The organism is Micromonospora sp. URMC 103 (assembly GCF_051386435.1).
In the GTDB taxonomy this organism is placed as follows: Bacteria; Actinomycetota; Actinomycetes; order Mycobacteriales; family Micromonosporaceae; genus Micromonospora.
Window position 1 is genome coordinate 310,779 of record NZ_JBPQTR010000003.1, and the last position, 17,505, is coordinate 328,283.

The 17,505-nt window shown below is 74.9% G+C and carries 17 protein-coding genes; 9 read left to right on the plus strand and 8 right to left on the minus strand.

Features of this window, described 5'->3' with window-relative positions:
* Positions 1 to 3 precede the first annotated feature (3 nt).
* A complete protein-coding gene (locus ACSNOA_RS01835; RefSeq protein ID WP_436655542.1) occupies positions 4 to 1,215 on the plus strand; it encodes a hypothetical protein in 1,212 nt (403 codons plus the stop codon).
* Positions 1,216 to 1,342: 127 nt separating this feature from the next.
* Here ACSNOA_RS01835 and ACSNOA_RS01840 read toward each other — a convergent pair whose 3' ends face one another.
* The 3 genes from ACSNOA_RS01840 to ACSNOA_RS01850 form a co-directional block, all read right to left on the minus strand.
* A complete protein-coding gene (locus ACSNOA_RS01840) occupies positions 1,343 to 1,966 on the minus strand; it encodes a phosphatase PAP2 family protein (RefSeq protein WP_436655544.1) in 624 nt (207 codons plus the stop codon).
* 46 nt (positions 1,967 to 2,012) lie between these two features.
* Entirely contained in the window at positions 2,013 to 2,333 is a 321-nt protein-coding gene (locus ACSNOA_RS01845; protein ID WP_436655546.1) for a hypothetical protein, read from the minus strand.
* A gap of 242 nt (positions 2,334 to 2,575) precedes the next feature.
* Positions 2,576 to 3,559, minus strand: a complete 984-nt coding sequence (locus tag ACSNOA_RS01850) for a hypothetical protein (protein ID WP_436655548.1) — start codon at positions 3,557 to 3,559, stop codon at positions 2,576 to 2,578.
* A 522-nt stretch (positions 3,560 to 4,081) separates the two neighbouring features.
* On the opposite strand from ACSNOA_RS01850, the gene pdhA reads away from it, so the two are divergent.
* From pdhA to ACSNOA_RS01880, 6 genes are all read left to right on the plus strand, one after another.
* Positions 4,082 to 5,257: a pyruvate dehydrogenase (acetyl-transferring) E1 component subunit alpha gene (pdhA, locus tag ACSNOA_RS01855; RefSeq protein ID WP_436655550.1), complete on the plus strand. Its 1,176-nt coding sequence runs from the start codon at positions 4,082 to 4,084 to the stop codon at positions 5,255 to 5,257.
* A complete protein-coding gene (locus ACSNOA_RS01860) occupies positions 5,257 to 6,255 on the plus strand; it encodes an alpha-ketoacid dehydrogenase subunit beta (protein WP_436655552.1) in 999 nt (332 codons plus the stop codon). The genes pdhA and ACSNOA_RS01860 overlap by 1 nt, the downstream gene beginning before the upstream one ends.
* Positions 6,256 to 6,260: 5 nt before the next feature.
* Positions 6,261 to 7,745 carry a dihydrolipoamide acetyltransferase family protein gene (locus ACSNOA_RS01865; protein ID WP_436656187.1) on the plus strand — a complete coding sequence of 495 codons (1,485 nt, stop codon included), beginning with the start codon at positions 6,261 to 6,263 and terminating at the stop codon, positions 7,743 to 7,745.
* 223 nt (positions 7,746 to 7,968) lie between these two features.
* Positions 7,969 to 8,106 carry a hypothetical protein gene (locus tag ACSNOA_RS01870; RefSeq protein ID WP_436655554.1) on the plus strand — a complete coding sequence of 46 codons (138 nt, stop codon included), beginning with the start codon at positions 7,969 to 7,971 and terminating at the stop codon, positions 8,104 to 8,106.
* A gap of 346 nt (positions 8,107 to 8,452) precedes the next feature.
* Positions 8,453 to 10,924, plus strand: coding sequence for an LppU/SCO3897 family protein (locus tag ACSNOA_RS01875; protein ID WP_436655556.1), 2,472 nt, complete (start codon positions 8,453 to 8,455; stop codon positions 10,922 to 10,924).
* A 127-nt stretch (positions 10,925 to 11,051) separates the two neighbouring features.
* Entirely contained in the window at positions 11,052 to 12,884 is a 1,833-nt protein-coding gene (locus ACSNOA_RS01880) for an NHL domain-containing thioredoxin family protein (RefSeq protein WP_436655558.1), read from the plus strand.
* A 60-nt stretch (positions 12,885 to 12,944) separates the two neighbouring features.
* On the opposite strand, the gene ACSNOA_RS01885 is transcribed toward ACSNOA_RS01880, so the two are convergent.
* The 3 genes from ACSNOA_RS01885 to ACSNOA_RS01895 are packed head-to-tail and all read right to left on the minus strand — an operon-like array spanning position 12,945 to position 15,173.
* The gene (locus ACSNOA_RS01885) at positions 12,945 to 13,697 is read right to left on the minus strand and encodes a LamB/YcsF family protein (protein ID WP_436655560.1); all 753 of its coding nucleotides are present in this window, start codon (positions 13,695 to 13,697) and stop codon (positions 12,945 to 12,947) included.
* Entirely contained in the window at positions 13,681 to 14,547 is an 867-nt protein-coding gene (locus ACSNOA_RS01890) for a biotin-dependent carboxyltransferase family protein (RefSeq protein ID WP_436655562.1), read from the minus strand. Before ACSNOA_RS01890 ends, ACSNOA_RS01885 begins: the two co-directional genes overlap by 17 nt.
* Positions 14,544 to 15,173 carry a 5-oxoprolinase subunit B family protein gene (locus ACSNOA_RS01895; protein ID WP_436655564.1) on the minus strand — a complete coding sequence of 210 codons (630 nt, stop codon included), beginning with the start codon at positions 15,171 to 15,173 and terminating at the stop codon, positions 14,544 to 14,546. The genes ACSNOA_RS01890 and ACSNOA_RS01895 overlap by 4 nt, the downstream gene beginning before the upstream one ends.
* 95 nt (positions 15,174 to 15,268) lie before the next feature.
* Here ACSNOA_RS01895 and trhA point away from each other — a divergent pair, with 95 nt between their 5' ends.
* Complete coding sequence (trhA, locus tag ACSNOA_RS01900) at positions 15,269 to 15,946, plus strand: PAQR family membrane homeostasis protein TrhA (RefSeq protein WP_436655566.1); 678 nt, start codon at positions 15,269 to 15,271, stop codon at positions 15,944 to 15,946.
* 153 nt (positions 15,947 to 16,099) lie between these two features.
* On the opposite strand, the gene ACSNOA_RS01905 is transcribed toward trhA, so the two are convergent.
* Positions 16,100 to 16,387 carry a DUF6458 family protein gene (locus ACSNOA_RS01905; protein ID WP_436655568.1) on the minus strand — a complete coding sequence of 96 codons (288 nt, stop codon included), beginning with the start codon at positions 16,385 to 16,387 and terminating at the stop codon, positions 16,100 to 16,102.
* A gap of 113 nt (positions 16,388 to 16,500) precedes the next feature.
* Here ACSNOA_RS01905 and ACSNOA_RS01910 point away from each other — a divergent pair, with 113 nt between their 5' ends.
* The gene (locus ACSNOA_RS01910; protein WP_436655570.1) at positions 16,501 to 17,037 is read left to right on the plus strand and encodes a SixA phosphatase family protein; all 537 of its coding nucleotides are present in this window, start codon (positions 16,501 to 16,503) and stop codon (positions 17,035 to 17,037) included.
* 39 nt (positions 17,038 to 17,076) lie between these two features.
* Here the strand turns inward: ACSNOA_RS01910 and ACSNOA_RS01915 are convergent, their stop codons facing one another.
* On the minus strand, positions 17,077 to 17,346 hold the full coding sequence (locus ACSNOA_RS01915; RefSeq protein WP_436655572.1) for a DUF6458 family protein: 270 nt from the start codon (positions 17,344 to 17,346) through the stop codon (positions 17,077 to 17,079).
* Positions 17,347 to 17,505 lie beyond the last annotated feature (159 nt).

Genomic DNA, 17,505 nt, shown 5'->3' on the forward strand with positions numbered 1-17,505 from the left:
GGCATGGCGACGCCCCCGACCCCGTACGACGCGGTCCTGCACGCCGCGCGCGACGTGACCCGGCTGGACTCGGCCCTGGACGCCGAGATGCTCGGCGCCGCGCTGCTCGGCAGCGTCTACGCCATCGCGGAGGCCGACCGCAGCGAAGCCGTACGCGAGTTCGTGGGCGGTTTCCTGGCCGCGACCGCCCGGCGGCGCACCGCCGCCGCCACGACCATCCGCTCCGTCTTCGCGGCGCTCGTGCCCGACGCCGAGGGCGCCGCCCGGGTCCGCCCCGGGAGCCAGGCGCCGGCCTGGTCGGGGCAGCTCGGCCGGGTGCACCTCACCGGCACCTGGGCGTACGGCGACGTCTACGGCGACCAGACCTCCTACCTGGCCACCTTCGCGTACGACGAGGAAGCCGGTGGCCCCGAGCACGCGCTGGTGGCGCTCGTGGACCACAACATCGGCATCACGAAGGACGTCTTCGTCGGCGGGCCCGCCCGGCGGATCCTCGCGCAGGTCCGGCAGATGTGCGCGGCCGACGAGCTGACCTGGTTCCGCGAGGAGGACCCGGCGCGGATGCGCGACGAGGTGGCCCGCCACCTCACGATCACGGACGACCTCAGCGAACTGCCCGGCGAGGGTTCGCTCGCCACCGACCGGGCGCTCGTCGGCGCCCGACTCGCCGTGCTGCCCGCCGCGGCACCCGCCCGCCGGGTCGCCGAGCCGCTCTCCGCCGCCGGCCGGACGGACCTGGTCCGCCGCTTCCTTGCCTCACCCGAGGCCACCCGGGCGGGGCTGGACGCCATCGACGGCCCCGAGCTGGCCTCGCTGCACTTCTGCCTCAGCCTGCTGCTGGACCACGCGGCCAGCTTCCCCGACGCCGACCCGCTGCGCTGGAGCCCGACTGTCGCCGGCCTGTTCCTGCTCGACTGGGTGCACCGGCGGGCCGTGCTCGACATGGACGACGCCGCCATGCTGCCCCGGGTGCTGCGGGCCTGGGCCCGGTACGCGGCGCGCAAGCGGGGACTGCCGGAGAGCGCCGCGGCCCAGACCGACACGGCGATCGAGGAGATGGTGCCGGAGTTCGCGCGCCTCTACAGCACGGGCGAGCGGCGCAGCCCGGCCACGGCGGCGGTGGCCCAGCTGATGGCCGAGGGCGTGGATCCGGACGACCCCGCCGCCCTGGACGCCTGGATCGAGGCGAACCGCCACCGCCTGACCGACGACTGACGCCTCCCGCTCCCGGATGGGCCGAGTCCGCCGGGGTGGCGGTCAGCGCAGGGCGGCGGTCAGCGCAGGACGGCGGTCAGCGCAGGACGGCGGTCAGCGCAGGGCGGCGGTCAGCGCAGGGCGGCGGTCAGCGCAGGGCGGCGAAGACCAATCCGGCGACCAGGCCGCCCACCAGGCCTCCGGCGAGCACCTGCGGCACGGTGTGGTCGCCCACCCGCACCCGGGACCAGCCGACCAGCGCCAGCAGCGGTGCGGTGAGAAGGAGCCGGGCGCCGAACGTGAGGACCAGGATCACCACGGTGCCCGCCGCGACGGCCGCGTGGATGGACATCTTCCACCAGTGGCTCACCGTCACGGCCACCACGAGACCGACCACACCGGCAGCCACCAACGCGAGCACCGGACGGGGCGCCCCGAGCCCCGCCAGCAGGGCCAGCCCGGCGGTGACCGAGCAGAGGCCCACGAGCAGTGGCACCCGGCGCTGCTCGCGCAGGCCGACGTGGTGGTCGGTGAGCCGGCCCCGGCGTACGCCGCCCAGGATGTAGGCGAACGGGATGCCGCTCACGAAGAGCGCGGCGAGCAGGCCCCAGCCGATCCCCCGCGCGCCACGCGTGCTATGCCAGGCGACGGCGAGCATCAGCACCGAGACCAGCACGGCGGGGGCGGTCAGCTCGGTGACCAACCGGGCCAGCCGTAGGCCCGGACCGGGTCGGGGCAGGGTGGCCGTACGAGGTTCCGCGCCGCCGCCCACGCCGTCTCCTCCACGTGCACCTGCCGGCCGAACCGGGCCGGGCGACTCAGCCGCTCCTCGTCGTCACCGTACCGGCCGTGCGGTCTGCGGGTGGCCGGTCGGCGCGGCCGTCAGCCGGAGCGGCGATCGTCCGCCGGTTCCTAGGCGCCGGCGGAATGTCGACGCCGGCGCCTTTGATCCACACCGTTGCGCCGATCTGCCGGTATCCCGACGCCCCGGACACCGCCACTTCGGCGACATGGTGACGATCAAGACCGCAGGAGACCACCGAGATCAACTCGACTTCACGGAAGGCGCGGTGTCGAGCGCCGGTAGACACCGCGACATCAATGAGGCCGAGTCGATCAAACCGGCCCGCCGCCAACACGGGCGGCCGTGAACGGGCTCTCGGTCACACCCGGCGTCCCTGGGCGAGCGCGCTTGATCGACACCGCTTCGCCGATCTGGCGGTGTCCCGTTGCCCCGGACACCGCCACTTCGGCGAAACGGTGACGATCAAGTCGGCAGAGCGCCCGGTCCGGGCCGGTTCGCGGCCCGGTCTGGTTCGCGGCCCGGTCTGCTTCGCGGCCCGAGGGCCTGCGGCGCGACCTTCAGCTGGCGCGGCCGCTGTCAGCCGGCGCGGCGGTCCTCTGCCGGTTCCCGGGCCGAGAGCACCCCGACGCCGGTTGGCCGGGGGCGGACGCCGCTCGGCGGGACGGCGCGAGTCGACTCGGGCACCACGACACCGGGACCCGGGCGGCGGCCGGCCGCCGGACCAGCCACGGCCGCCGGACCAGGCACGGCCGCCGGACCAGGCACGGCCGCCGGACCAGGGACCACCACCGGACCGGGGACCACCGTCGGGTCGGGGGCGGTCGTCGCGCCCGGCATGGCGGCCAGGGTCGGTGACGGGTCGGCGGACGGCGGATCGGTGGGCTCCGGGGTGCCGCCGGGCGGCGCCGGGTCGGTGCCGTCGGAGGTCGGGGTGGGGGTGGGGGTGGGCTCGGTGGGCGGCGCCGAGATCGTGCCCGACGGCGACGGCGTCGGGCTCGGGCTGTCCGTCGGCGTGGCGCTCGGCGAGACGCTGGGCGTCGGGGACGGCGGAGGTGGGGGCGCGCTGCTCCGGGTGGGCCGGGGCGCGGGTGACCCCGTACGCGGGATCGGTGCGGGGACGGCGGGCCCCGGGCGGGCCTCGCGGGCGTCGCCGCTGCCGTCACGCTGCGGCGGGGCCGGCCGGTCGGGCTCGCGCAGCGGGAAGTCGGCCGACCAGCCACTGACCGCCGACGGGCTGCCGGCGGGCCGGGCGGGCGGAACCGCGGGCTGGCTGGTGCTGGGGAGCGGGACCACGACCGGGCCCACCGACGGTGTCGGGATGAACGGGGTGCCGCTGTCCGGCAGCGCCGTGCTGCCCACCGTGGCGGAGCCCGCACTGATCGCCGCGAGGATCGGCATGGAGGCCGTGCCGGCCAGCAGCGCGACCGTGAAGAGGTAACCGCGGGTGGGCGCGGCGGTGCCGGGAGCGCGGTGCGCGCCCACCACACGGCGGTAGCCACCGTTGACGGCCCGGTGCCGGCCGAGCAGCGGGGCACCCGGACCGTCGGCTGGCTCGGACACCGCGTCTCCCTCGTCGTCGATAGTGGACGCTCCGGGACGGCGGGCCGCACCCGGAGATGCGGCAAACCGCCCGTACCCGACGATCCCCGCGCCAGCCAGCCTGCCGCAGTCACGCTCCGTTCGCCATACCTCCACAGCGTGTCGACACGCCTATCTGCCCGAACGGTGAGAAACCGACACCGGATCGTCGGTGGGCGCGCCACGGGCCGATGTTGACAAATGCCATGAACCATCGAGGGCCCGAACGAGCAGGCCGGGCGTACTGTGGGCGCCCTCACCTCCTCTGCGAATATGGAGCGCGACGGCAACGCAGCCGCGACCTCCGCGCACCCCCGCGGCAGGCGGCGGACGCCGGCGCTCCCGATCCGGGTTCGGCCAACTGAATCCGGCTCACGCCGCGCGGCAACCCCCACCAGGGCTAGGCGCGGCCGCCAGTAACTTGTCCGGCACCGCCGGGCAGGCACAGGATTTGCGCGGCCGGGTGACCCCCCGGGCCGACGCAGACATGACAGGGAGAGACGGATGGCAAAGGGCGACCCCGGGGTCTCCACCCGCAGCAGGCGGGCCGCACCCCGCTCCAGGAAGGGCGCGGTGGGCGACCCGGAACTTGTACAGCTGCTCACCCCCGAGGGTGAGCGCATCGACAGTGTCACCGGGCCGGACGGCACCGTGTACCGCGTCGACCTCACCGACGAGGAGTACCGCGGCCTCTACCGGGACCTCGTGCTCGTACGGAAGCTGGACGCCGAGGCCACCGCCCTCCAGAGGCAGGGAGAGCTGGGCCTCTGGGCCAGCCTGCTGGGGCAGGAGGCGGCGCAGGTCGGCTCCGGGCGCGCGCTGCGTACGCAGGACATGGCCTTCCCGACCTACCGGGAGCACGGCGTCCTCTACTGCCGGGGCATCGACCCGATCATGCCGCTCGGCCTGTTCCGCGGCGTCGACCAGGGCGGCTGGGACCCGAACGAGTTCAAGTTCAACATGTACACGATCGTGATCGGGGCGCAGACCCTGCACGCGACCGGGTACGCCATGGGTGTCGTCATGGACGGCAAGACCGGCACCGACGACGGCGAGGCGGTGATCGCCTACTTCGGCGACGGCGCCACGAGCCAGGGCGACGTCAACGAGGCGTTCATCTGGGCCAGTGTCTTCAACGCGCCGCTGGTGTTCTTCTGCCAGAACAACCAGTACGCGATCTCGGAGCCGCTGGAGCGGCAGACCCGCGTTCCGCTCTACCGGCGGGCCGGCGGTTTCGGCTTCCCCGGCGTACGGGTGGACGGCAACGACGTGCTGGCCTCGTACGCGGTGACGCGGCACGCGCTGGACAGCGCCCGGCACGGGCAGGGCCCGAGCCTCATCGAGGCCTACACCTACCGCATGGGCGCGCACACCACGTCGGACGACCCGACCCGCTACCGGATCGCCAGCGAGGTGGAGGCGTGGCAGGCCAAGGACCCGATCGCCCGGGTGAAGGCCTTCCTGGAGAAGCAGCAGATCGCCGACGCGGACTTCTTCGCCGAGGTCGACGAGCAGGCCAAGCGCGAGTCGGTGCACCTGCGGGAGCGGGTGCTCGCCATGCCGGACCCGGAGCCCACCAGCTTCTTCGACCACGTCTATCCCCACGGGTCCCCGCTGATCGACGAGCAGCGGGAGCAGTTCAGCCGGTACCTGGAGTCGTTCGAGGGGAGCGCACACTGATGGCCACGGAGATGCTCACCCTCGGCAAGGCCCTCAACGCGGGCCTGCGCAAGGCCCTGGAGAACGACCCGAAGGTCGTCATCATGGGCGAGGACGTCGGCAAGCTCGGCGGCGTCTTCCGGATCACCGACGGGCTCCAGAAGGACTTCGGCGACCAGCGGGTGATCGACACGCCGCTCGCCGAGTCCGGCATCATCGGCACCGCGGTCGGCCTGGCCATCCGCGGCTACCGGCCGGTCTGCGAGATCCAGTTCGACGGCTTCGTCTACCCGGCCTACGACCAGATCGTGTCGCAGGTGGCGAAGATGCACTACCGCTCGCGCGGCAAGCTGAGCATCCCCATGGTGATCCGCATTCCGTTCGGCGGCGGCATCGGCGCGGTGGAGCACCACTCGGAGTCTCCCGAGGCGTACTTCTCGCACACCGCCGGCCTCAAGGTGGTCTCCTGCGCGAACCCCGAGGACGCGTACGTGATGATCCAGCAGGCGATCGCGTCGGACGACCCGATCGTCTTCCTGGAGCCGAAGCGGATCTACTGGGACGGCCGGGAGAAGAGGCCTGTCGACCTGGACGCGCCGCTCGCCGACGCGTACCCGCTGCACGCCTCGCGGGTCGTTCGGCCCGGCACCGACGTCACCGTGCTGGCGTACGGCCCGATGGTGCGCACCTGCCTTGAGGCGGCGACCGCCGCCGCGGAGGACGGCCGCGAGCTGGAGGTCATCGACCTGCGCACGCTCTCCCCGCTCGACCTGGGCGTCGTGTACGAGTCGGTGCGGCGCACCGGCCGGGCCGTCGTCGTGCACGAGGCACCGTCCAACGTGGGCCTGGGCGCCGAGATCGCCGCCCGGATCACCGAGCAGTGCTTCTACTCGCTGGAGTCCCCCGTGCTGCGGGTGACCGGCTTCGACACCCCCTACCCGGCTGCCCGGGTGGAGGAGGAGTACCTGCCCGACCTCGACCGGGTGCTCGACGCCGTCGACCGCACCTTCGGCTGGTGAGCGGCATGTCGCGGATCAAGGAGTTCAACCTGCCCGACCTGGGCGAGGGCCTGACCGAGGGCGAGATCCTCAGCTGGCTCGTGAAGGTCGGCGACGTCATCGAGCTGAACCAGCCCATCGTCGAGGTGGAGACGGCCAAGGCGGCCGTGGAGATCCCGGCGAAGTGGGCCGGCCGGGTGCAGACGATCTTCCATCCGGAGGGCACCACCGTCGAGGTGGGCAGCCCGATCATCGCGATCGACACCGACCCGGACGCCGGGCCGCTGGACGCTCCGGTCGCGCCGTCGACCACCGGCCAGCCGAACGGCGACCTGCCCACCCCGTCGGCCGCCTCGCTGGCCGCGGTCGAGGTGGCGCCGTCCGAGGGCATGGTGGAGCCCGGTCTGGTCGGTGGCCCCGCTCCCGCTGGGCGGACCCCGGTGCTGGTCGGCTACGGCCCGCGCAACACCGCGGCAAAGCGCCGCCCGCGCAAGGGCGCCGTCCCGGCGCAGGCGACCACCGCTGCGGCGGCTCCGGCCCCCGTCGCGGCGGCGCCGGCGGTTCCGGCGCCCGCCCCGGCGCCGGCGCCGGCCGTCGTGCCGGACCGCAACGGTCACGGCGGTACGGCGGGCGTGCTGGCCAAGCCGCCGGTGCGCAAGCTCGCCAAGGATCTCGGCGTCGACCTCGGCACGCTGACCGGCTCGGGCCCGCTGGGCTCGATCACCCGGGAGGACGTGCAGCGCGCCGCGTCGGCCGCCGCCGAGCCCGCGTCGCTTCCCGCCACGGTCACCGCCGCGGCGAGCTTCGGCGCGGACCGGGAGCAGCGCATCCCCGTCAAGGGGGTACGCAAGCTCACGGCCGAGAACATGTCCCGTTCGGCGTTCACGGCCCCGCACGTGACGGAGTTCCTGACCGTCGACGTCACGCGGACCATGAAGGCGCTGGACCGGCTCCGCAACCGGCGGGAGTGGCGCGACGTCCGGGTCTCGCCGCTGCTGCTGGTCGCCAAGGCCGTCCTGCTCGCGGTGAAGCGGCACCCGATGGTCAACTCGACCTGGGCGGGCGACGAGATCGTCGTCAAGGAGTACGTCAACCTGGGCATCGCGGCGGCCACGGAGCGCGGCCTCATCGTGCCGAACATCAAGGACGCGGGGCGGCTGTCCCTCCGCGAGCTGGCGGACGCGCTGACCGACCTGGTGCAGACGGCCAAGGCCGGGCGCACCTCGCCGGCCGACATGTCCGGCGGCACGCTGACGATCACGAACGTCGGAGTGTTCGGGGTGGACACCGGCACGCCGATCCTGCCCCCGGGCGAGTCGGCGATCCTGGCCTTCGGCGCCGTCCGGGAGATGCCCTGGGTGCACAAGGGCAAGGTCCGGCCGCGACAGGTCACGACGCTCGGCCTCTCCTTCGACCACCGGATCATCGACGGTGAGCTCGGCTCGAAGTTCCTCCGGGACGTCGGGGACTTCCTCGCCGACCCGGAGGCGGCGCTGCTCGCCTGGACCTGACCGGTCCGCCGCACCAGCCACGGCCGGTGTGTCAGGGGTTAACCCCCGGCACACCGGCCGTGTCCGTTGGGCGACGAAACCGTCGGTCGGCAAGGCAATCTACCTTTGATTGTTAGGCTCGTGTCGCAGCTCACCTAATAATCGATGGAAGTTGGGGTCCAGATGCGGTTGAATGGAGGCATCAAGGGGTCGACAACCGAATAGCCCAGGAGGAGAGACCACCATGAGCATGATCGACCGGATCCGGACCCGCCGCGACGCCAGCCGCCGCGCTCGCGCCATCGAGCACGCGCTGCGTTCCGCCAACTCGCCGGCCGTCCGCGAGGAGATCCTCGCGATCGCCCAGCGTCACATGAGCTGACGCACCACGACATTCCTCACCTCCTCCAGATCGATGACCCGCCCGGGCGCCTCGGGCGGGTCATCGGCGTTTCCAGCCCATTGGCACCGGGATTCCACCTCGCCGCAGCGCCCGGTACGGTGGGCTTCGGTCGTCGCCCCGCGACCGCGACAGGTCCGAGCCGATAGAAGCGGTTCGACATCGTCCGGGCACGGGCAGTGACGACCGGTGCTCCCCGACGGCCGTAGGCGGGTCACCGGATACGGTGCGGGGAGCCCGGCACGGCCGGTACGCCGGCAACGCCGGCAGCCATGCCGAGTAGACCGATCGGCACGGGCGGCCGACATGTGATGGAGGAGGCGCACCGATGACGTCCGAGGGCCCGCACCACCCCGGCCAGGAGCCGGATGAGGTGTCGCCGGGCGCCGGCGGACCGGCGCCGTACGGCGACCGCCCGGCGCAGCCGGGCAACGGCTACGGCGCCACCGGCCCCGACCTGGGTTGGGCGCCCCCGCCGCCAGCAGGTTCCCCCAACCCGTCCGCCCCGGCCTGGGCGGCTCAGCAGGACCAGCCACCCGCGTGGGGCGCGGCGCAGACACCGCCGGCCACGGAGCCGGGGCAGCCCGCGCCGTGGGGCGCGACCGGCGCTCCGCAGGCCGCCTGGGGCGGCGCGGCCGAGCAGCCCGCGTGGGCGCAGGCGCAGCCCGGCGCCCGGGGTGCGGCTCAGGTGCCCGCGCCCGCGGCGCCGCCGCAGGGCTGGCCCCAGGACGACTCCGCCCGCTCCGGCGGGTGGCCCCAGCCGGAGCCCGGCGCCGCGGCGTCGCAGGACGACCAGGCCGGCGCGGGCTGGCCCCAGTCGGGCCAGGCGAACGGCGGCTGGGCCGCCGGGGGGCACCCGGGCGAGCAGCCGGCGAACGGTGGCTGGGGCAACGGCGCGCCGGACAACGCTTCCGCCGCCTGGGCCGGTGGCCAGCAGCAGACCGACCAGCCCGCCTGGGCGCAGGCCGACCAGGGCGCGCCGGGATGGGCACAGGCCGAGCAGAGCGCGCGCGGCGCGGCGCAGGTGCCCGCCGCGGACGACCCGGGCCGCGGCGGCTGGGCTCCCCAGCAGGACGCGGCGGGGGCCGGCGGGTGGCCGGGGGGCGCCGCGAACCAGCAGGATGCGCCGGGCGCCGGCGGCTGGCCGGGCAGCGCCACGAACCAGCAGGACGCGCCGGGCGCCGGCGGCTGGCCGGGCGGCGCCGCGAACCAGCCGGCCGGCGCCGGCCAACCGGCGGGATGGGGTGCCGCCCCGACGCCCGACGACCGGCCGCGCCAGCAGCCCGACTGGCTGCTCAACCAGGACCAGGACCGATCCCCCGACGACACGGGCTCGGCCGGCTGGGGCGGCTCCGCCGGCGACCCGAACCGTTCCGGCGGTTGGGCGGCCGAGCCGGGCACCGCCCCCACGCGGGCCAGCGCGGGAGCGCCCGGCACCGGAAGTCTTCCGCAGCGGAACCCCGCCGACCGGTCCTCGGTCCCGGACGTGGAACCGTGGGCGGCCGGCGAGGCTTGGGGAGCCGCGGCCGACCCGGCCCGCCCGGCCGAGGAGCCTCCGGTCTACCAGCCCGGCCCGGCGCCGGGGATCTCACCGGCGAACGCCGTGCCCCTGCCGCCGCAGGAGCAGCGGGTGCCCGGCGCCAGCCTGGCTGCCGCGCCGCCGGCCGACTACGGGTCACCGGCGGAGGTCCAGCCGGCGACCTACGGCACGCCGTCCGAGCGGGGCGACTGGCCGCAGGCCGACCAGCCCGGCCCGGCCTACGAGTCGGAGCCGGCCGTCTGGGGGCAGCAGGCGGACGCCCGCGGCGACGAGCCCTCCTCGCCCGCCGGCCCGGTCGTGCCCGCGCCGCGCACGTCGCCCGAGTCGGGCGCGGCGCTGCCGGACTCGGCGGCCGGTCGCGCCACGGCGAGCGCCGCCGTGCCGCTGGCCAGCCGCGTGGTGCCCCCGAACGACCAGGCCATGCCGGCCGCTGCGCCCGCGCCGCAGCCCCGGGTGTACGGCCGCCCCGCCCGACCCGAGCCGGCGGACGAGCCGGAGCAGGCCGAGCCGGACGGGTACGGCGTCGAGCGGCGGCCCGAGCCGGGTCCGGATCCCCGGTTCGACGACCGCATGCAGGCGCCGAGCGGCTACGCGGAGGCGGCCCCGCCCGCGCCGCCGGCCTTCCCTCCGGGCCTTCCGTCCTTCGCCGACGCGCCGAGCAGCAACCGGCCCGTCAACGGTGTGCGCCCGCACCCGGGAGCCGAGCGGCCCGGCGACCCGTTCGGGCCGCCACCCGGTGATCCCGGCGTGCCGGGAGTGCCGCCGGGCTACGGCCCGCCCCCGGTGCCGGAGCCCACCAGCGCCTTCCCGCCCGCCTTCCCCCCGCCGCCCCAGCAGCAGCCGGGTCCGTCCTGGCCGCAGGCCGAGCCGGCGGGCGAGCAGAACCGGTTCGACGCGTTCAAGCCGGACGAGGAGCCGAAGACCGAGGCGCCGGCGCCGAAGGTCCGCAACGGCCGGGTGCTGGCCGCGGTGCTGACCGCCGCCGTGCTGATCCTCGCCGTGCCCCTCGGCCTGCTCTTCCTGCTCGGCAAGGTCGGCGGCAGCCAGGAGCCGGACTTCAACCCGGCGGTAGGCACCTGCGTGAAGAAGTCAGGCGAGGGCGCGGCCCCGGCCGACTGCGGCGAGGCGGACGCGTTCACCGTCGTGTCGAAGGTCGACAGCAAGGACAAGTGCGGCGACCCGGCCCAGCCCCAGGTGGTGCTGCCGGGTGACGGGCCCAACCGGGTGCTCTGCCTGAAGCCGGCCGCGGCCGGCCAGTAACACCGGAAACGCCGGCGGGGCCACGGGACGACCGTGGCCCCGCCGGCGTTTTCGGTGGCCGCAGGTGTGATCGACCCCGCTCGGGGTACCGCCCGGCGCAACCCTCCCGGTCCGGCAGACTGGGCACATGAGCGCACGAGTACGGGCTCCCGAGCTGCGCGGCCGGGGCTGGTTGAACACCGGCGGCCGCGATCTCACCCTCGCGGACCTTCGCGGCAAGATTGTGATTGCCGACTTCTGGACCTTCTGCTGCATCAACTGCCTGCACGTGCTCGACGAGCTGCGCCCGCTCGAGGAGAAGTACGGCGACGTGCTCGTGGTGATCGGGGTCCACTCGCCGAAGTTCGAGCACGAGAAGGACGCGGCCGCGCTGGCGGCGGCCGTCGAGCGGTACGGCGTGCACCACCCCGTGCTCGACGACCCCGAGCTGGACATGTGGCAGCAGTACGCGGCCCGCGCGTGGCCGACCCTGTCGGTGATCGATCCCGAGGGGTACGTGGTGGCCACCATGGCCGGCGAGGGGCACGCCGAGGGGCTGGCCCGTCTCGTCGACGAGCTGATCGCCACCCACGAGGCGAAGGGCACCCTGCACCGGGGCGACGGCCCGTACGTCCCGCCGGCCGAGCCGGAGACCACCCTGCGCTTCCCGGGCAAGGCCGTGGTGCTGGAGAACGGCAACCTGCTGGTGTCCGACTCGGCGCGGCACTCGCTCGCCGAACTCGCGCCGGACGCCGAGACCCTGGTCCGCCGGATCGGCTCGGGCGAGCGGGGGCGGGCCGACGGGCCGGCCGGGGCGGCCACCTTCTCCGAGCCGCAGGGGCTCTGCCTGCTGCCGCCGGCCGTGGCCGAGGTGGCCGGCTACGACCTGGTCGTCGCGGACACCGTCAATCACCTGCTGCGCGGCGTGCGGCTGGCGACCGGCGAGGTGGTCACGGTGGCCGGAACCGGACGGCAGTGGCGCTCGACGGTGGACGACCACGCCCACGACGCCCGCGCGGTCGACCTGTCCTCGCCCTGGGACCTGGCCTGGTACGACGACCGGGTCGTCATCGCCATGGCGGGCATCCACCAGCTCTGGTGGTTCGACCCGATCAAGCGGACCGCCGGCATGTACGCGGGCACCACTGTCGAGGCGCTGCGCGACGGCCCGCTGTCCGAGGCGTGGATGGCCCAGCCGTCCGGGCTGTCCGTGTCCGCCGACGGCGTCCGGCTGTGGGTGGCCGACAGCGAGACCAGTGCCATCCGGTACGTCGAGGACGGGAAGATGGGCACGGCGGTCGGGCAGGGCCTCTTCGACTTCGGCCACGTCGACGGGCCGGCCGGGTCGGCGCTGCTCCAGCACCCGCTCGGCGTGTGCGCGCTGCCCGACGGCTCGGTGCTGATCGCCGACACGTACAACGGCGCCGTGCGCCGCTTCGACCCGGCGACCGACCAGGTCTCCACGGTGGCGGGAGGCCTGGCCGAGCCCAGCGACCTGGTGCTCACCCCGGACGGCGAGGTGCTCGTGGTGGAGTCCGCCGCGCACCGGCTCACCCGGCTGGCGCCGGGCGCCCTCTCCGCGGCCGGCGCGAGCACGGTGGACGGGCCCCGGCACCGCACCGAGCGAAAGCCGACCGATGTGGCGGCCGGCGAGGTGACCCTGGACGTCATTTTCACCCCGGCGCCCGGGCAGAAGCTGGACGAGACGTACGGACCGTCGACCCGGGTGGTGGTCTCGGCCTCGCCGCCCGAGCTGCTGCTCGAGGGCGCCGGCACGTCCACCGAGCTGTCCCGCCGCCTCGTGCTGAACGGCGAGGTGACCGGTGGGGTGCTCCAGGTGACCGCCCAGGCGGCGACCTGCGACGTCGACGTCGAGCACGCGGCCTGCCACCTCACGCGGCAGGACTGGGGTGTGCCGGTCCGGGTCGTCGACACCGGCACGGCCCGCCTGCCGCTCGTGTTGCGCGGTATGGACGCCTGACACCCTGGTGGCGGGCGACCGCCGCACGCCGGCCCCGGTGCGTGAGCGCCGGGGCCGGGTTCACCCGGTGAACGCGCCCAGCGGCACGCCCGCGTCGATGAGCGCGGCACGCACCATCTCGGCGGAGGCGACCGCGCCGGGGCTGTCCCCGTGCAGGCAGATCGACTCGACCGGGCAGGGCACGACGGTGCCGTCGACCGCCACCACGGTCCGCTCGGTGGCCATCCGCACCGCCCGTTCGGCGACCTGGTCCGGGTCGGTGACCAGCGCGCCCGGCGCGTTCCGGGGCACGAGGGTGCCGCTGGGCAGGTAGCCGCGGTCGGCGAAGCCCTCGGCGACGACCCGCAGCCCGGCGCCGACCGCGAGCTGGGCCAGGGTCGAGCCGGGCGAGCAGAGCAGCGGCAGCTCGTGGTCGTACTCGCTGACCGCCGCCACCACGGCCGCGGCCTGCGACTCGTCGTGCGCCGCCGCGTGGTAGAGCGCGCCGTGCGGTTTCAGGTACCGCACCCGCGTGCCGAACACGCGGCAGAACGCCTCCAGGGCGCCGAGCTGGTAGGTGATCTCGTCGCGCAGCTCCGCGAAGTCGTACGCGATGTGCCGGCGGCCGAACCCGGCCAGGTCCCGGTAGCCGACCTGGGCGCCCACCGCGACCCCGCGCCGCGCCGCCTCCGCGCAGACCCGCCGCATGGTGGGCGCGTCGCCGCCGTGGAAGCCGCAGGCGACGTTCGCGGAGGTCACGAGGCTCAGCAGCGCTTCGTCGTCGCCGAGTCGCCAGATGCCGAATCCCTCACCCAGGTCAGCGTTGAGGTCCATGGAACCTGACGGTAGTGCCTGGGCGGGCCTGCGCGAGCGGGGTCACGTCGTCCACCACCCCGATGACCGGGTAGCCGCCGGTGGTGGGGTGGTCGGCGAGGAAGACCAGCGGTTGGCCGTCCGCCGGCACCTGCACCGCGCCGAGCACGATCCCCTCGCTGGGCAGTTCGCCGGTGACCGCGCGGGGCAGGGCCGCGCCGGCCAGTCGCGCGCCGACCCGGTTGCTCAGGGAGCTCACGGTGTACGGCGTGCCGAGCAGCCGGTCGAGCGCGGCGGACGTGAACCAGTCCTGTCGCGGGCCGAGCCGGACGACAAGCCGCAGCTCCTCGGCGGGCGGTGGCGTGACGGTCAGGTCGACCCCCGGGGGCGGCCCGGTCGGGGCGCCGAGGGGCAGCCGGTCGCCGTCGCGCAGTGGGGGCGGGCCGAGCCCGGAGAGCGTGTCGGTGGCCCGGCTGCCGAGCACGGGCGGCACGTCGATCCCGCCGGACACGGCCAGCCAGCTGCGTACGCCCCGGCGGGCCGGCCCGACGCGCAGCACCGCTCCGGCCGGCACGGCGAGCGGACGGCCGGTGTCGCCGGGGCGCGGGCCGATCCGGACGTCGGTCTCGGCGCCCGTGACGGCCACCGTGGCGGCGCGGGTCAGTCGCAGCGCGCAGCCGGTCAGCGTGATCTCCAACCCGGCGGCGTCCTCGGGGTTGCCGACCAGCCGGTTGGCCAGCCGCAGCGCGGCGGGGTCGAGCGCGCCGGCGCGGGGCACGCCGAGGTGCGCGTAGCCGGGCCGGCCGAGATCCTGCACGGTGGTGAGCGCTCCGGCGGAGAGCACGTGGAGGTCGCCGCTTCCGTTCGTCACGCGGGCACCAGCCGGACGCGGGTGCCCGGAGTGAGCCGGGCGGGCGGGTCGGCCGCGACGTCGAAGAGGACCATCCGGGTCCGGCCGACCAGCCGCCACCCGCCGGGGGAGGCGCTCGGGTAGATCCCCGCGTACGGGCCGGCGAGGGCCACGGAGCCGGCCGGCACCCGGGGTCGCGGGGTCGGCAGCCGGGGCAGCGCGAGCGCGGCGGGCAGACCGGTGAGGTAGGGGAACCCGGGGGCGAAACCGCAGAACGCCACCCGGAATTCGGTGGCCGTCAACCGGTCCACGACGTCCGGGACGCTGGTGGCCCAGTGCTCCGCGACGGCCGGCAGGTCCGTGCCGTCGTACGTGACGGGCACCTCGACGAGGTGGGTCGCGCCGGCGACGGTGACCGGGTCCGGCGTCCAGCCGGCGATCAGCCGGGCGGCGGCCGCCGGGTCCGGCACGCCGTCGAGCAGGACGGTGGCCGCCGCCGGGACGATTTCCACGGCGGTCAGCTCGCCCCGGTCGCGCCGGCGGGCCAGCTCCGCCCGCCACGCCTCGACCCGGCCGGCCACGTCGCTCTCCCCGGGCTCGCCGCAGTCGAGCAGCAGGGCGTACGCGCCGACGCGCCGGATCCGCATCCCGCCATCTTGGCCGACCCGCGGGTCGGTGAACACCGCCCGCGTGACGCGATGCACTACCTACAGGTAACCTACGGTGCCGTAACCTGATGGGCGTGACCACCTCCGCACCGCTCCGCCTCAAGCCGGCCGACATCGGCAAGCCCCGGATGCGCGGCTGGCTGCACGCGTACGCCTTCTTCGTGGCCCTGGTCTGCGGCATCGTGCTCTGCTCGATCGCCGCCACCCGGCCCGGCTGGGCCCCGTTCGTGAGTTGCGTCGTCTACAGCCTGACCGTGTGCGGGCTCTTCGGCACCAGCGCGCTCTACCACCGTCGCGTGTGGTCGGAGCGCGGCTACCAGATCATGCGCCGGATGGACCACTCGATGATCTTCGTGTTCATCGCCGGCACGTACACCCCGTTCTGCGTCCTGCTGCTGGACCGGCGGTGGGCGACCATCATGCTCTCCGTGGTCTGGGGCGGCGCGCTCGCGGGCGTGGCCGTCAAGATGATCTGGCCGCACGCGCCGCGCTGGGTCTCCGCACCGCTCTACCTGGCGCTCGGCTGGGTGGCCGTGGCCATGCTGCCGCAGATCCTGCACGAGGGCGGCGTGACGGCTCTGGTGCTGCTGCTCGCGGGCGGCGCGGCCTACAGCGCGGGCGCGGTGTTCTACGCGCTGCGCCGGCCGAACCCCTGGCCCACGGTCTTCGGCCACCACGAGTTCTTCCACGCCTGCACCCTGGTGGCCGCCATCTGCCACCACGTGGCCATCTACTTCGCCCTCTTCGCCTGAGCCTCGCTGGCCGCCGTGCCGGAGGGCGGTGCTCGGCCGCCGTGGCGGAGGCGGCGCGCGGCCGCCGTGCCGGAACGGCGACCGGGTGCGGCCGGCCTCGGACACGCACCGAGGGCCCCGCAGCGCCGCGGGACCCTCGGAGGGTGGCTGGGGTCAGACGGTGGGGCCCGGCCGCCGCACCTCGCGGTACTCCTGCACCACCCGGTCCTGCGCCGGCACGACGCGGTCGGTCACCACGCGGTCCTCGCGGACCGGCGCCGTGGTCACCACGGTGCGCCGGCGGTTGTTCCAGAAGTAGAGGGTGACGAGCAGGCCGGCGACGCCCGCGAGCATCAGCACCCACCCGACGACGGCCAGGTTCAGCCAACCGAGGTCGGCCTCCACGGCGAACGCGAAGATCGCACCCAGTGCGATCAGGAAAATGCTGCCACCAATGCCCATCGTCGCCTCCTCGGCTCTCTGCTGGCGCTACTTCCCGCCGCGGCCATCGGTGAGGTTGCGGCATCCATCGACTTACCCCGGCACCGTGATCGCCAATCGGGCAAGCTGGTGCCATGACGGACGCGTACGCCGAGGGACGCACACTGGTGCTGCTGCGGCACTCGAGGGCCGAGCAGGCGGAGGACGTGCCGGACGCGGATCGTCCGCTCACCGCCCGGGGGCGGGCCGACGCGGAGGCCGCCGGCGCCTGGCTCGCCAAGCACGGGCTGCTGCCGGACGTCGTGCTCTGCTCGACCTCCCGTCGCACGCGGGAGACCTGGCACGGTGTGGCGATGGGGATGACGGGTGCGCCACCCGAGGGCGGCTCGGCCGGTCCCCGCCCGGAGGTCCGGTACTCCGAGGACGCGTACGAGGCGCACCCGGAAGATCTGCTGGCGCTGATCCGGCGCGTGGACCCGTCGGCCCGTACGGTGCTGCTTGTCGCGCACAACCCCGGCATCTCGCTGCTGTCCGCCCTGCTCGACCCGCAACGGGCCGACCCGGACGGGTTGCGCACGACCGACCTCGCGGTGCACCGGAGCGCGCCCGGGTGGGCCGACCTGGACCGGGGTGGCGCGGACCTCACCGACCGGTACACCGCACGCAGCTGAGCCACCCGCCGGTCGGCGGATGGCTCAGCGGTGGGTGGCTCAGGACGGCGGCGCGGTCGGCGGCGGCGGGTCGGGAGGCGGCGGCATCATCGCGCTGGGGTGCGACAGCCGGTTCTCCTCGACGATCAGCGTGCGGGCGCGCTTGCGCCGGTCCTGCCAGAACCAGAGCGTGGTGAGCAGGACGGCCAACCCGGCCAGGATGAACACCCAGCCGACCGCGCGCAGGTCGACCCACCAGACGTTGGCTCTGATGGCGAAGGTGAGGATCGCGCCGATCGCGATCAGGAAGATCCCACTTCCAATGCCCATGTCCGTTGGACTCCCCCGTGCGATGGGTCCGGGCGTGTTCCGTGGTGGTCCCGCGCGGGTTACCCGCCACGACGGCCGGCTACCCGGAGACCCCGCCCCGAATAACACCCCGACCTCACCCCGGACCCCGTCCCCCACCCCCGCGATCTTGCACTTTCG